Here is a 14,079-nt window from a genome sequence, read left to right as displayed (position 1 = left end):
CAAATCGACACAATTATGGCTACAGACATTATTATTCACGATGAAAAAGACAACGTAGGAGTAGTTGTTATTGATAAAATCACTCCAAAACAAGATTGCGCATGCTGGATTATGGAAAATGATAAAACAATTCAAATTCAATCAGTAGATGAAATTCAATTAGGACATAAAATTGCAATGATTGACCTTAATGAAGGTGATACTATTTTGAAATACGGTCATGATATTGGAAAAGTAGTTAAATCAATCAAAAAAGGTGAGCATGTTCATGTTCACAATGTAAAAACGAAGAAGTGGTAAAAAATATGGAAATTCCAAAAAGTTTTTTAGGTTATAAAAGAGAAAATGGCAGAGTTGGTACTAGAAACCATGTAATCATCTTACCTGTAGATGATATTTCAAACGCTTGTGCTGAAGCTGTAGCAAACAATATTAAAGGTACAATGGCCCTACCACACTCTTATGGAAGACTTCAATTTGGTGCTGATCTAGATTTACATTTTAGAACAATGATTGGAACTGGAAAAAACCCTAACGTTGCTGCTGTAATTGTTATTGGTATTGAGCCTAAATGGACAAAAAGAATTGTTGATGAAATTGCTAAAACTGGAAAACCAGTTGAAGGATTTCACATTGAAAGAACTGGTGATATTGGAACAATCATGAAGGCTTCAAAAAAAGCTCAAGAGTTTGCAATGTGGGCTTCTGAAAAGCAAAGAGAAGAGTGTCCTTTAAGTGATTTATGGATTTCCGTTAAATGTGGTGAATCTGACACAACATCAGGTCTTGCTGCTAACCCAACAGTTGGAAACTTAATGGATAAATTAGAACCATTAGGAGTTCATTTATGTTTTGGTGAAACGTCAGAATTAACAGGTGCTGAAAAAGTTTGTGCTACACGTGGTGCCACCCCTGAAGCTTCTGAAAAATTCATGAAAACATGGAGTGATTACAACGATTTTATTCTAAAAGAAGCAACAGATGATCTTTCTGATAGTCAACCAACAGCTGGTAATATTGCTGGTGGGTTAACAACTATTGAAGAAAAAGCATTTGGAAACTTCCAAAAAATTGGAAATTGTAAATTTATTGATGTATTAGAGCCAGCAGAAGAGCCTACTAAAGGAAAAGGTTTATACTTTATGGATACTTCATCTGCAGCAGCTGAGTGTATTACACTTCAAGCAGCAGCTGGATTTAACATTCACTTATTCCCAACAGGTCAAGGTAATATCGTAGGTAACCCTATCGAACCAGTTGTAAAATTAACTGCAAACCCATTAACTGTAAAAGGTATGGGTGAACATATTGATTGTGATGTATCTAAAATTTTATCACGTGAGATGACTATGTCTGAAGCTGGTGATGAATTAATCAAATCAATGATTAGAGTTGCTAACGGTAGATTAACTTGTGCTGAAGCTTTAGGTCATAAAGAATTTGTTATGACTAAGCTTTATAGAAGTGCTTAGCTTTTAGAGTTTTTCTCTGTAAACATGGATTCTCAAAAAATTATTAACGTTCTTCCTGGTTTGGTACTTGCTTTAGTCTTCTGCTTATTTTCACAAGGAATAAATAATGTTATTGGTATAGAGCTTTTTGGAACCACCAAAAGTCCTATTTCAACAGTAATGATTGCAATATTGCTTGGGATTATTATGGGAAATGCATTTACACCAAGGCCAGGGATGATGATTGGTTTGGATTTTACTCAAAAATATATTCTTAAATTGGGAATAATTTTTTTAGGAATAAGACTGGGTTTCGAAGAATTTCTAAAATTTGGAACAGTTGCTATTCCTTTAATTATTGTATGCATATTAAGTGTTCTTATTCTTATTAAATTATTAATTAAGAAAGTTTCGATCTCATCTAAAATGTCTTACTTGATAGCAATTGGTACAAGTGTTTGTGGTGCAACAGCGATAGTGGCAGTAGCACCTATTATAGAAGCAAAAAAAACTGAAGTTGCGTATGCGATAGCAAATATTACGTTGTTTGGGGTTATAGCTATGCTTATTTATCCTTATTTTGCACAATGGTATTTTTATGGAGAGCCTGTAATGGCAGGTTTATTTTTAGGAACTGCTATTCATGAAACCTCGCAAGTCGCAGCAGCTGGATTAATTTATGATCAGCAATTTAATAGCCCCGAAACTTTAAATGTAGCTACAGTTACAAAACTAATAAGAAATACATTTTTAGTAATCATGGTGCCACTATTTGGTTTTTTATATAATAGAGGTAAAGTTAAAGATAAAAACTACTCAATATTCAGTATTTTCCCATATTTCGTTATTGGTTTCATTGGGATGATTTTTGTAAGAAACATTGGAGATCAAATATTTACTATAGAGAATGGTAATTATGAATTTTGGAAAACTTTAATCAATTATATTAAAAGCTTAGCTACTGTTTTCCTTACTATGGCTATGGCTGCTGTTGGTATATCTATTAATTTAAATGAATTAAAAAGCATGGGGTATAAACCTTTTGTTGTCGGATTAATTGCTGCTGTGACAGTGGGGATAGTTAGCATCTTGAGTCTTGAGACGTTTCTTAAAGTTTTTTTATAAATTATTTTGCTTTTAAAGCATATTTCTTTCTTAAGGATGAAAAAAATTTTCTAATAAGAGCAGCTCCAACTCCCAAGAGAATTGCAAACATGATAGAAAACAATCCATAAAAAAATGGCATATCTTCTGAAAATTCTAAAATAAATATTGAGAAAAAATTTAAATCTGAAGTTAATACTTGTATTATTTCTTTTTCAGTTTGCTCAGCAAAAAATGTTTCATAAGCAATAGCTATTCCAACTAATAATAATAAAATTGCAAGTAACGCTTTCAAGCCAGAACTATCAATTTTTTCACCAAGTTTTTGTCCTATTTGAACACCTATGATTGATCCAACAACTAACATGACTACTAACATTAAATCTATAGAGCCAAAATTAAATGAATGCAAAAAAGTAACTATGACACTTACAAAAATTGTTACAAACAAAGAAGTCCCTGGAACTAATTTTGTTGGCATTTTAATTATATAAATCATCGCAGGTACCAATATAAAAGCACCTCCTATACCCATTATAGCAGCAATAAATCCTACAAATAAACCAATTATAATTGGGGTAAATATACTTTCGTATAATTTTGATTTTGGAAACCTCATTCTTAGTGGAAGACCATGTATCCAATAATGAACGTGTAATTTTTTTTTAACTATAAGATTTCTTTTTGCCCTGTCTATTTCTCCAAGACTTTCGACTAACATTAATGTACCAATTATTGCAAGTATATACATATAGGCTAAAGAAATAACTGTATCAATTTTTCCAATACCTTTAAAATATGTAAAAATATAAATACCTAATGCAGTCCCAATAGTTCCACCAATAACAATCATAAGACCCATTTTATAATCTAAAGTATTTTTTAAATAATGAGTTGTTGATCCTGAAACTGATGTTGCAAGAATATTGTTAGCTTCATTTGCAACTGCATATGCAGGTGGTACACCTAAAAAAATTAAAAATGGGGTCATTAAAAAACCACCACCAACACCAAATAAACCTGAAAGCACTCCAACAATTGCACTCAATAAAAGTATTTCAATAGGGTTTACAAATACTTGAGCTATTGGTAAAAATACATCCATAAAAAATTAAGAGTTGCTAAAAAACAACTTAACTAAATGTGATAAAAGTTCCAACTAATATAATACCCCAATAAGCAGCAAGACTAACAAAAATACCTGTTTTGATAATAGTTGCTTTAAAATCTGAAATTTTATTAAATACTTTTATGTTGGAAATTGACATTACAACCGTCAATACACCCAGTTAATTATTTGTCAAATAAATAGTTAATATAAAATGATTTTTTTTATTAGTAGATGGTTGCTCCGAAAACCTTAACATCATCCCCTTCAACACCAAGGACTAACCTTCCAAGAAACTCACCTTCAATTTCTTTACTCTTTTGTTTGAATAAGACTGTAATATTCATACCTCGCCTTAAACATCCAAAAGCATTATAATCTTCAGATAAACTAGTTAACAATTTGTTGTTAGCCCATTGCTTTCCAAGCTCTACTTCATTAGCCCCAAATAGCATTTGAGTTCCAAAATCCTTAGTAAACCCACCATAATCTTTCATATTTGAGGTTTTGACAAGATTATCCCAAATAGGATTAGCAATTGCTATAATCTCATCATCAGATTTCTCTAAAAGATTCATATTTTAAGTTTAACTGTTTTAAGAAGCTTTTCTCTTCTCGTTCTCGTCAACTATATGATAAACGGGTACTTTCTCTAGAGTAAATTTACCAGTTTTTGGATCACGTCTTGAAACTGTTAAGCAGTGCCAATTATCATCATCAAGTTTCATATGGTCACCTCTGTAATAGTAACCTGGCCAACGTGTTTCTTCTCTAAACATAGTATGTTCAGTTACACACTGGGAAGTCAAAGCTCTGTGTTTTAATTCCCAAGCTCTCATAAGTTGATGTAAATCTTCAGCGCCTACTTTTTCCAAATCTTCTTCTAACCAAGCAAGTAATTCTAAGCCTCTTTTAAGCATATTACCATTCGTCATGTAGTTGGTTGCAATACCACCAACATACTCGTCCATAATTCTTTGTAGACGTTGAAGTCCTTGAATTGGTGAAATGTAACTTGGTGAAACTGTTCCACCTGTAATCTCATTTTGAGCAACTTGATAAGTCTCAAGAGGTTTAAATATAGCAGTTTTAAAGTCTTCACACTGTTTGTCTGTAACTTTAATGCCTTCTGCTTTTTTATCTTCAATATATTTAACAGCAGCTTTTGCAGCTAAACGACCTTCAGTAAATGATCCTGACGAAAATTTATGAGCACTTCCACCAACAGTATCACCTGCACCAAAAAGTCCATCAATAGTTAACATTCTGTTATAACCCCAGAAATATTCTGGTGGAGATAAATCTTCAGGTCCACTAACCCAAGCTCCAGAACATGTTGCATGAGAACCCATAACATAAGGCTCAGATGTAGTTAATTCAGGATTTGTGTATTTAGGATCGATATTTTGAGAAGCCCAAACAACAGCTTGACCAACAGTCATACCAAGGAAATTTTCCCAGCCAACTGTTTCTAAATGTGGATCTTGGAAAGCTTCAGTAGTTACCATGTGAATTGGTCCGCCTCCTGCAATAGTTTCTTGAATAAATGCGTGGTTTCTTAAACATGTAGGAGTTGGATGATGATCAATGTATTCACCAACTAATTCTTTAGTTTGATCATACCACTTCTTCTCATAATTCTCTCCATTTGCATTTTGAGTATAAGTTTTAAGGTGTAAGAAGTATGCTCCAACTGGACCATAACCATCTTTAAATCTACATAACACAATTCTGTTTTCCATTTGTGTCATTTTAGCTCCAACAGCAATAGGTAACGCATAAGCAGAACCATTACTCCAAGGTGCGTACCAAGTTCTTCCCATTCCCTCACCAACTGCTCTTGGTTTGAAAATGTGAGATGCTCCACCTGCTGCAACAATTACAGTTTTTGATCTAAATACATGGAAGTCACCAGTTCTCATATTGAAACCAACAGCTCCGCCTACTCTATTTTCTTGAGCCTCATCCATTAAAAGATGAGTAATCATTATTCTATTATAAATTTTGTCAGCTGATTTTTTTGCAGCTTCTGCAACGATTGGCTTGTAACTTTCACCATGAATCATGATCTGCCATTTACCTTCTCTAAGGTAACGACCAGTTTTTTCATTTTTCATCATTGGTAAGCCCCACTCATCAAACATATGAACTGTTGAATCAACGTGACGAGCCATGTCATAACCTAAATCTTCTCTAACCATTCCCATTAAATCGTTACGTGCATATCTTACGTGGTCTTCAGGTTGATTTTCACCCCACTGCATACCCATGTAACAGTTAATTGCGTATAAACCCTGAGCAACAGCTCCACTTCTATCAATATTAGCTTTTTCAACACAAATAATTTTCATGTCTCTTCCCCAGTGTCTAGCTTCAAAAGTAGCACCAGTTCCAGCCATACCACCACCAACAACTAGAACATCGCAATCCTCAAAATGTGTTTTATGCTTAGCCATTAGTAGTAAACTCCTTTTTTAAAGGTATCTTTTGGTACTGATGGTAATTTACCATCAATATTTAAACCATTAGGCTCAGTGTAAAGCATTTGAGAGTTAATCTCATCATCATTAGGTTTTTCACCTTCTGCTAATTTTGGAATGAATTTTCCCCAAGGCTTTGTTGTAATTGGAGATACAAAATCTTTTGTAGTTCCATTTCTAAATTTAATTTTCCAAGAAATAGTTCCTTTTTCTTCTTCACGCCTAACTCTTACGCTGTGACCCATAGGAGCAAAGTCTGCATAACCTCGAACATCAATTGCATGATTAGGGCAAGCTTTTACACAAGAATAGCATTCCCAACAAAAATTAGGTTCAATATTAACTGCTCTTCTAATATTTTCATCAATGTGCATTATATCTGATGGACAAATATCCACGCAGTGACCACATCCATCGCATCTCGTCATGTATACAAAAGTTGACATATTATATTACCTCTCTCTTTTTAATAGTGTTTTGGTTGTTCTCTTTTAATTCCTAGTCCAAATTGTTTTGGTGCATCAGCTAATGGAGGTAGATTGTCTCTTGATCCATCTGCTTCTGCTAAGTTTTTTTGGATTGCTGCACCAGGCTTGTAAATCATATGTGCAAATTTTGACCAATAAACTCCCCCAAATAAAACAATGTTTGAGGTAATAAATAAAACTAAAAATATATATCCTAATCCAGTTGATCCTGAGGATTGAAAATAAGACCAAGCAAGTCCAGTAGTTGCACATGCAAGAAGTGCTAGGACAAATAAGTCTGCTTTAATAATTCTATACCATGGATGAGCTTCCGCTAATACATCCACTCTTAAAAATAACCAAAACCAGTATCCACCAACACAAGTCATTATTGCTCCAACATGCCAAATCATAGGCCAAACTGTTGGTGCTGCAGTTCCTGTTCCAGTGTAACCAAAAACTAATACAACTGATGCAACCCAAAATAAAATAGTTCCATACATTCCCATAACATGAGCAATTCTTCTTTTGCCAGCACCTAGCTCTGCAGTAGTTGCAATATCATGCACTACAGTTTTTAAAATAACTGAAGTTTTTTCTCCCACACCAAGTTCTCTTTCGGCAGCTAATTTTGCTTTTTTTGCATTATTGAAAAAATAAGTAACATTTTTATGATGTATCATTTGAACAACTGTTCCAATGACGATTAGAGCTAACATTGCTAAAACAAAGCCTTGAATTACAGAAGGAGAAATTGACTCTGCTAATGTAGAAAATGGACTAATTGACATCATATAGAATATTACCCTTTATAACTATTTTGTTGAATCTTAATTTTGAGTTTTTAATATAGTTGAAATGATAGATCAACCGTTATTAGGTGCGCTATTTAACAATCAAAATACAACTTACGCTTTACGTTTATAATGTTGTTTTAAAGGAATAACCGACCTAACTCCTCCTTGAGGGTTTTCAACGTCACCCTCTCTTCGTGGAATTAAATGAATATGACAGTGAAGGATTGATTGTCCAGCAATAGCACCAGAATTTGCTCCAATATTAAACCCTTTAACTGAAGGATCTTTTAATATTATTTCGTCTTTAATTTTTTTGATAAGGTTATTGCAAGCGATCACTTCATTGTCATTTAAGTCAAAATAATCTTTAACATGACGCTTTGGAATAATTAAACAATGAAATTCAGACACAGGATATGTGTCATAACTGGCATAAGCCAACTCATTTTCAGTAGCTGAACCACTTTGTTTAGAGTTGCAGAATAAACAGGGGTTATTTGGGTCAAACATAAATATTATTTATAGATAGAACATTTGTTAACTTCACTTTTATAAAAACTAGATAGTATTTTATAAAATTTTAAACTTTTTCTCTTCCATTTAATTTCATTAATATTTTTTATTGATGCAACACCTTTTCCAGAACCAATAAGAAGAATTTCGTTATATTCGGATAAAGTTTTGATCAGTATATCTTTGTTATTAATCTTACTTAATTTTTTATTAAAGAAACTATAGGTAATACCCTTGTATATATTATTTAAAGGAGAGTAAACTTTATCACCTTTGATAAATAACATATTTGAAGTTCCGCTTTCTAAAATTGTATTTTTATAACAAAGACCAACATCTGAAGTGGTGTTATCCATTTTGGACAAATGTTTTAATATAAATCTATATTTAAGATTTTTAAATTTAGGGTCAAATCGTTTGTGGCTAATAAGCTTTAGATTAAAATTTAATTTAGGAGTTTTTCTATTTCTTAAAGAAATTGATATCATCTTTTTATTAACAGCAACTCTAAGAAGATGATTGTAAGATCTTTTTTTATCAATATTTAATTTTATTAATTTAAGAATATTTTTTTCAAGGTTTGGGGTATTTAGTTTATAAATCTTTAAAGATTTTATTAAATTTTTAATATGTTTTTTAAAAAAAAGTATCTTAGCAGGTCTTCCAAAAATCCACATGGTCGTGAACACACCATTATCCCCCCAAAGATCTTTAAAATTAATTTCTTCGTAGGTTTTATGCTGATAAGATTTTTTTAATAAGTAAGTTACCATTTTCAGTTAAAAAAGATTCGGGGTGAAATTGAAAGCCATATACTTTTTCTTTATTATTTTCTATTGTCATTGCTGTATTTGAAATAACACACCTCATTGTAATTTCAAAATTTTTTGCAGTAAATGGCTCTTTTAATTTTAGAGAGTGATATCTACCAACGGTGAATTGACTATTTTTTTTAAACAATGAGTTTTTGCTGGTCACTTTTATTTTAGATTGAAAACCATGATAAATCTTTTTTTGCTCAATTATTTTTCCATTTTCACAATGTAGAATTTGTTGAAACCCAAGACAAATGCCTATAATTTTTTTTTTACCTTTGTATTTTTTATAGATTTTTGAACTAGAGGGATAATCTTTTGGTGCACCTGGGCCTGGTGAAAAAACAATAATATCTGCTTTTTTTAATTTATTTTCATTTATTTTGTTAAAATTTGCACAAACCACCTCATCAAAATTTTCAAATTGATGCACTACGTTGTGAGTAAAAGAGTCTTGATGATCGATAATGTATATCATTTATAAAGATCCATTAATGATTTTGCTTTAATATAGTTTTCATTAAATTCATCAGCTGCATTACTGTCAATTACCACTCCTGAGGCTACAGAAATCTCTGATTTACCTTTAAAGTTTAATATGGATCTAATAATAATATTGAACCTCATATCTCCATTGAACTTTAAATAACCAAAACTTCCTGTGTAAATATTTCTGCTTTGTTTTTCCTGCTTATTTAATAAATTTAATGTGCTAATTTTTGGACATCCGATTACTGATCCACCCGGCATCATTGCTTTTATAATCTCTAATGAGGTAACTTTATTCTTGAGCTGTCCTCCAATTAAACTCACGTAATGATAAAGATCCCTGTATTCCTCAACTATCTTTTTCTTTAAAATTTTTACTGAACCTGGTTTACAAATTCTAGATAAATCATTTCTTTCCATATCAACAATCATGTTGTGCTCTTTGGTCTCTTTTAAGTTTTTTCTAAAAAATGTGAGGGCCTTGTTCTTATTTAACTTTTTAGTTTTCTTTAAAGTGCCTGCTATAGGCTTTGTTGTTATAAAATTATTTTTTTTTGTTATCAAATTTTCAGGTGAACAGCTTATTATTGAATAATTTTTATCCTTAATCATAAAGGCTTCAGGTGCCATATTGCTTTTTACTAGCCTAACAAAAAAATCTAAAGCATCTATTTCAGATTTATTACTGTATTTAGTGCAGATTTTAATCTGGTATGTTTCACCAGATTTTATTTTTTTTTTAAACTTATCAAATACTACTTTATAGGATTTTTTATTAATATTTATTTTAAACAAATCACTAGGATATGATGATCTAGTTTTTTTATACTCCAGATTATTTGAAAGTTTTACTTTTGTTTCAGGTTTGTAAAATATCCCTTTTGGAAAATTTATTGTTTTTTGTTTTTTTATTTTTACGTCTATTAATTTATTTAGTATTTCATAACCAAAAAAACCAATAAATAAGTCTGTTTCTTTATGAGTAGATTTTAATTTTGTATTTTTGTTAATGAATTTTTCAATATTTTTATTGCTTAAAATGATCTTTTTTGAAAAGTCCGTATAAAGATCAAACCCCTTATCTGATTTGTAGATTATAAAGGGTTTTTTTGAATTATTTAAATCTAGTAAGTAGTTTTTCTTATTCAATTTTTTATTCTGTTTTTAATCTTAAAACTGCTTCTTCCTTAATCGGTAGATGTATTATTGCTGCAAAAACAGATAAAGCAATTGCTAAATACCAAGCATAATCATAAGAGCCATATAAATCATGAAATAATCCTCCAAGAAAAGCTCCAAAAAATGAGCCTACTTGATGACTTAAAAAAACTATTCCATATAATACACCTAAATATTTTGTTCCAAAAATATGGGCAACTATACCGCTTGTTGCTGGCACCGTTGAAAGCCATAAAAAGCCAAAACTTGCACCAAAGATAAATGCATTAATGTTACTTGCTGGTAAGAAGATAAATAAGATTATTGAAACACCCCTTAATGCATAGATAGAGCTTAAAATAATTTTTTTACTAATTTTTGTAGAAAGATATCCACTTAATAGAGAGCCAAATATGTTAAATAGTCCAATTAAGGATAAAATTGCAGCAGCTGTCCAGCTTTCTAGGCCTCTATCAATTACATATTTTGGAACATGAGTTCCAACTAAAGTTATATGAAAACCACATACAAAAAAACCAGATGTGAGTAAAACGTAGCTTTTGTTTTTAAAGGCCTCTTTTAGAGCATCAAAGGTACTTTGATTGTTAGGTTTTTCAATGGATTGAGCTAAAGACGGAGATCTAACAAAAAAAGCTACTATAAGTCCAATAAACAAGAATATTGTAAATACAAAAAGTGTGTCCACCCATCCATTTTTAATTAAGGAATAACTTGTATAAAGTGGGGAGATAAAATAGCCCAAAGAACCGACAGCTGTAACAATACTCATCGCAATAGTTCTATTTGATAATGGGAAATGTTTTCCAACAATTGACATTGGAATACTAATTGCAGTTCCACCTAAACCAATTCCAACTAAAAGTCCTAAATCTATTTGAAAAAAAATTCCAGTATTTGGACCGGTATACAAAAAGTAAATTCCTAAAATATAAAAAACAAAAGCTAAGCAAATCGCTTTATGTCCACCATATTTATCAGCGATGGCTCCAAATATAGGACCTGTTAAACCCCACATTAACATTTGAATGCCTATTGCTAATCCAGATTGAGTTATTGAAATATCTAAATCATTTTTAAAATCCATGAAAAATAGACCAAAAGTTTGTCTAACTCCAAGAGAAATTAAAACTACAACACAGGCTGCAATCAGCGTTATTAAAGCTGTTTTATTTTTTATAAATATTTCTGAACTCATTTAACATGTTTAAGAGATTTTTTTAAATCATCAATGAGATCTTTTGGATCTTCTAAACCAATGTGCAGTCTTACTAGATGTTCGTCTTTAGCTAATTTTAGATATTCTCTATTACCTTGTTCACGTTTGTCCTGATATAACGCAAGGCTTTCAAATCCACCCCAACTATAACCATAACCAAATAGTTTTAAAGAATTAACAAACTTGATTACTGAGTTTTTATTTTTTGATCTAATTTTTAAACCCATCAATCCTGATGCACCAGAATAATACTTTTTCCACATTCTAAAATTAAATGAATCTTTTTTATGTGGGTATAATAATTTTATATTTTTATAATTAGATAAAAACTCAGCTACTTGTTTTGCACTTTTTTCATGCTTGTCTAATCTAACATCTAAAGTTCTAAGTCCTCTTGTTATCAAATAAGCATCATCAGGACCAAGTCTTAAACCAGTTATCTTATTTGCCTTATCAACTTGTTTAAAAACTTTTTTATTAACAGCTAAACTTCCACCCATAACATCAGAGTGGCCCGAATAATATTTGGTAGCAGATACAATTGACATATCAAAACCAAGTTTAATTGGTTTTAAAAAATAAGGTGTTCCCCAGGTATTATCAATTGCTGAAAAAATTTTATTCTTTTTTGCAATTGATACTATTTTACCTAAATCTTGAAAATCAAATGTATTGCTTCCAGGATTTTCAACAAAAATTAATTTTGTTTTTTTTGTAATTGCTTTTTCTAAAGTTTTCAAATCATGTGGGTCATAAAAAATAGATTTTATATTAAATTCTTTTAGAAAATCTTGAGTTAAAATTCTCGTAGGAGAATATGTCGGATCTGCCACAATAATTTCATCACCAGGTCGAACAACACTAAAAATAGATAAGAAAACTGATCCAAATCCAGTTGGTGTTAAAAATACATGATAACACTCTTCCATTTCTTTGAGTATTTGTGACAAAACATGAGTTGTTGAGGTTCCTTGTCTTCCATAATCAAAATGTCCACCTGTTGGATCTTTTTTGCTCTTATCCTGCATTTTTCTAATATCTTGCATAGATTTGAAGATAATAGTCGAAGCTCTTACTACAGGGGGGTTAACTGACTGATTATGGTAATCTTTTGCAGTATGTTTAAGGAAAGTCTTGAATGATTTAGTCATAAAAAATTTGATAAGTTTAAGGGAGAATGCTATATCCCTCCAATAACGTCAATAAAATTATATATAGGATAGTATGGGTTACCCAAAGAAACATAGAGGTCGAAGAAAACAGGGCTCTAAAAAAAGAAGAGCTAAAAGAAAAGCTAAAAATAAATAAATTATAAACTAGTTTATTTATATCTACAGTTATTAGCTTTTAATCCAACCACCACCTAATACCTTATAGCCATTATTGTTTTTTGAATAAAACACACATGCTTGTCCAGGCGCAATACCGTGTTCCTCTTCCAATAAATTAACGTTCGCATTGGTATCATTGATATCTATCTTTGCTTTAATCAACCTTCCAGTTGACCTTACTTTTACAAATAATTCATTTTTAAAATCATTTTGATCATTTGTAATAATATTTAAATCCTTTAAGTTTATTTTTGTTTTAACAAGGTGTTCCTTAACACCAACAATAATTTCATTTTTATCAGCTATAATCTTTACTACATATAATGGGTTCTTATCAGAAACTCCAATTCCTTTTCTTTGACCAATTGTATAGTTAATAATACCATCATGAACTCCTATAACTTCACCATTCATATTTTTAATATTACCTTTGCTAAAAGAGTTTGGTCTAAATTTTTCTATAACTGAAGCGTAGTCTCCATTTGGAACAAAGCAAATATCTTGGCTGTCGGGTTTGTCTGCAACATTAAGATCTAGTTCTCTTGCAATGTTTCTAGTTTCATCTTTAAGAAGATTGCCTAAAGGAAATCTTAAAAAATTTAATTGATCTTTTGTAGTATTGAATAAAAAATAACTTTGATCTCTATTTAAATCAATACCTCTATACATATCCGTATTATCTTTTTCAGTGATACTTTTAACATAATGCCCTGTTACTAAAGCATCAGCGTTGAGTCTTTTTGCTTCTTCAAATAAATCTGTAAATTTAACTGTTTTATTACATTGCACACATGGAATGGGTGTTTCTCCATTTAAATAACTGTCTATAAAATTATCAATGACCCCTTCTTTGAATTTATTTTGATAATATAAAATTTTATGTTCTATCTTTAGTTTATCAGCTACTCTTTTTGCATCCATAATATCTTGGCCTGCGCAACATTGTTTTGAAGAAGCTGTCTCTTTACTATCGTTATAGAGTTTTAAAGTTATACCAATTACATTGTATCCTTCATTTTTCATCATAGCTGCAACTGTTGAAGAATCTACCCCTCCTGACATTGCAACAACAACTAAAGTATCTTTTGGTTCTTTAGCTATTCCAATAGAATTCAATTTTGTCATATTT

Annotated in this window: 16 protein-coding genes; 3 read left to right on the top strand and 13 right to left on the bottom strand. The window is 31.0% G+C overall.

What is annotated here, in order from left to right:
• Positions 1-15: 15 nt before the first annotated feature.
• The 3 genes from ABXT53_RS02430 to ABXT53_RS02420 are packed head-to-tail and all read left to right on the top strand — an operon-like array spanning position 16 to position 2,576.
• Entirely contained in the window at positions 16-300 is a 285-nt protein-coding gene (locus tag ABXT53_RS02430; RefSeq protein ID WP_415278903.1) for a UxaA family hydrolase, read from the top strand.
• 5 nt (positions 301-305) lie between these two features.
• Positions 306-1,472: a UxaA family hydrolase gene (locus ABXT53_RS02425; RefSeq protein WP_415278902.1), complete on the top strand. Its 1,167-nt coding sequence runs from the start codon at positions 306-308 to the stop codon at positions 1,470-1,472.
• A gap of 24 nt (positions 1,473-1,496) precedes the next feature.
• Complete coding sequence (locus ABXT53_RS02420; RefSeq protein WP_415291065.1) at positions 1,497-2,576, top strand: YeiH family protein; 1,080 nt, start codon at positions 1,497-1,499, stop codon at positions 2,574-2,576.
• A 1-nt stretch (position 2,577) separates the two neighbouring features.
• Here ABXT53_RS02420 and ABXT53_RS02415 read toward each other — a convergent pair whose 3' ends face one another.
• From ABXT53_RS02415 to mnmA, 13 genes are all read right to left on the bottom strand, one after another.
• A complete protein-coding gene (locus ABXT53_RS02415) occupies positions 2,578-3,660 on the bottom strand; it encodes a sulfite exporter TauE/SafE family protein (RefSeq protein WP_415291064.1) in 1,083 nt (360 codons plus the stop codon).
• 28 nt (positions 3,661-3,688) lie between these two features.
• Positions 3,689-3,823, bottom strand: a complete 135-nt coding sequence (locus ABXT53_RS02410; protein ID WP_415291063.1) for a hypothetical protein — start codon at positions 3,821-3,823, stop codon at positions 3,689-3,691.
• 67 nt (positions 3,824-3,890) lie between these two features.
• Positions 3,891-4,241, bottom strand: a complete 351-nt coding sequence (locus ABXT53_RS02405; RefSeq protein WP_415291062.1) for a hypothetical protein — start codon at positions 4,239-4,241, stop codon at positions 3,891-3,893.
• An 18-nt stretch (positions 4,242-4,259) separates the two neighbouring features.
• Positions 4,260-6,119, bottom strand: coding sequence for an adenylyl-sulfate reductase subunit alpha (aprA, locus tag ABXT53_RS02400; protein WP_415291061.1), 1,860 nt, complete (start codon positions 6,117-6,119; stop codon positions 4,260-4,262).
• The gene (aprB, locus tag ABXT53_RS02395) at positions 6,119-6,589 is read right to left on the bottom strand and encodes an adenylyl-sulfate reductase subunit beta (protein ID WP_415278896.1); all 471 of its coding nucleotides are present in this window, start codon (positions 6,587-6,589) and stop codon (positions 6,119-6,121) included. The genes aprA and aprB overlap by 1 nt, the downstream gene beginning before the upstream one ends.
• Before the next feature lie 20 nt (positions 6,590-6,609).
• On the bottom strand, positions 6,610-7,404 hold the full coding sequence (locus ABXT53_RS02390) for an adenylyl-sulfate reductase (RefSeq protein ID WP_415291060.1): 795 nt from the start codon (positions 7,402-7,404) through the stop codon (positions 6,610-6,612).
• A gap of 114 nt (positions 7,405-7,518) precedes the next feature.
• The gene (locus tag ABXT53_RS02385; RefSeq protein WP_415291059.1) at positions 7,519-7,917 is read right to left on the bottom strand and encodes an HIT family protein; all 399 of its coding nucleotides are present in this window, start codon (positions 7,915-7,917) and stop codon (positions 7,519-7,521) included.
• A 5-nt stretch (positions 7,918-7,922) separates the two neighbouring features.
• On the bottom strand, positions 7,923-8,693 hold the full coding sequence (locus tag ABXT53_RS02380) for an aminotransferase class IV (protein ID WP_415291058.1): 771 nt from the start codon (positions 8,691-8,693) through the stop codon (positions 7,923-7,925).
• Complete coding sequence (locus tag ABXT53_RS02375) at positions 8,656-9,213, bottom strand: aminodeoxychorismate/anthranilate synthase component II (RefSeq protein WP_415291057.1); 558 nt, start codon at positions 9,211-9,213, stop codon at positions 8,656-8,658. Before ABXT53_RS02375 ends, ABXT53_RS02380 begins: the two co-directional genes overlap by 38 nt.
• A complete protein-coding gene (locus tag ABXT53_RS02370) occupies positions 9,210-10,373 on the bottom strand; it encodes a chorismate-binding protein (RefSeq protein WP_415291056.1) in 1,164 nt (387 codons plus the stop codon). Before ABXT53_RS02370 ends, ABXT53_RS02375 begins: the two co-directional genes overlap by 4 nt.
• Positions 10,374-10,377: 4 nt before the next feature.
• Entirely contained in the window at positions 10,378-11,598 is a 1,221-nt protein-coding gene (locus ABXT53_RS02365; protein WP_415291055.1) for an MFS transporter, read from the bottom strand.
• On the bottom strand, positions 11,595-12,770 hold the full coding sequence (locus ABXT53_RS02360; RefSeq protein WP_415291054.1) for a trans-sulfuration enzyme family protein: 1,176 nt from the start codon (positions 12,768-12,770) through the stop codon (positions 11,595-11,597). Before ABXT53_RS02360 ends, ABXT53_RS02365 begins: the two co-directional genes overlap by 4 nt.
• A gap of 189 nt (positions 12,771-12,959) precedes the next feature.
• A complete protein-coding gene (mnmA, locus tag ABXT53_RS02355; RefSeq protein ID WP_415291053.1) occupies positions 12,960-14,075 on the bottom strand; it encodes a tRNA 2-thiouridine(34) synthase MnmA in 1,116 nt (371 codons plus the stop codon).
• Positions 14,076-14,079: the final 4 nt, after the last annotated feature.

It is taken from the genome of Candidatus Pelagibacter sp. Uisw_136 (assembly GCF_047720275.1).
GTDB lineage: Bacteria > Pseudomonadota > Alphaproteobacteria > Pelagibacterales > Pelagibacteraceae > Pelagibacter.
The sequence above is the reverse complement of the archived record's forward strand: the minus strand, read 5'-3'. Positions and strand labels throughout refer to the sequence as shown.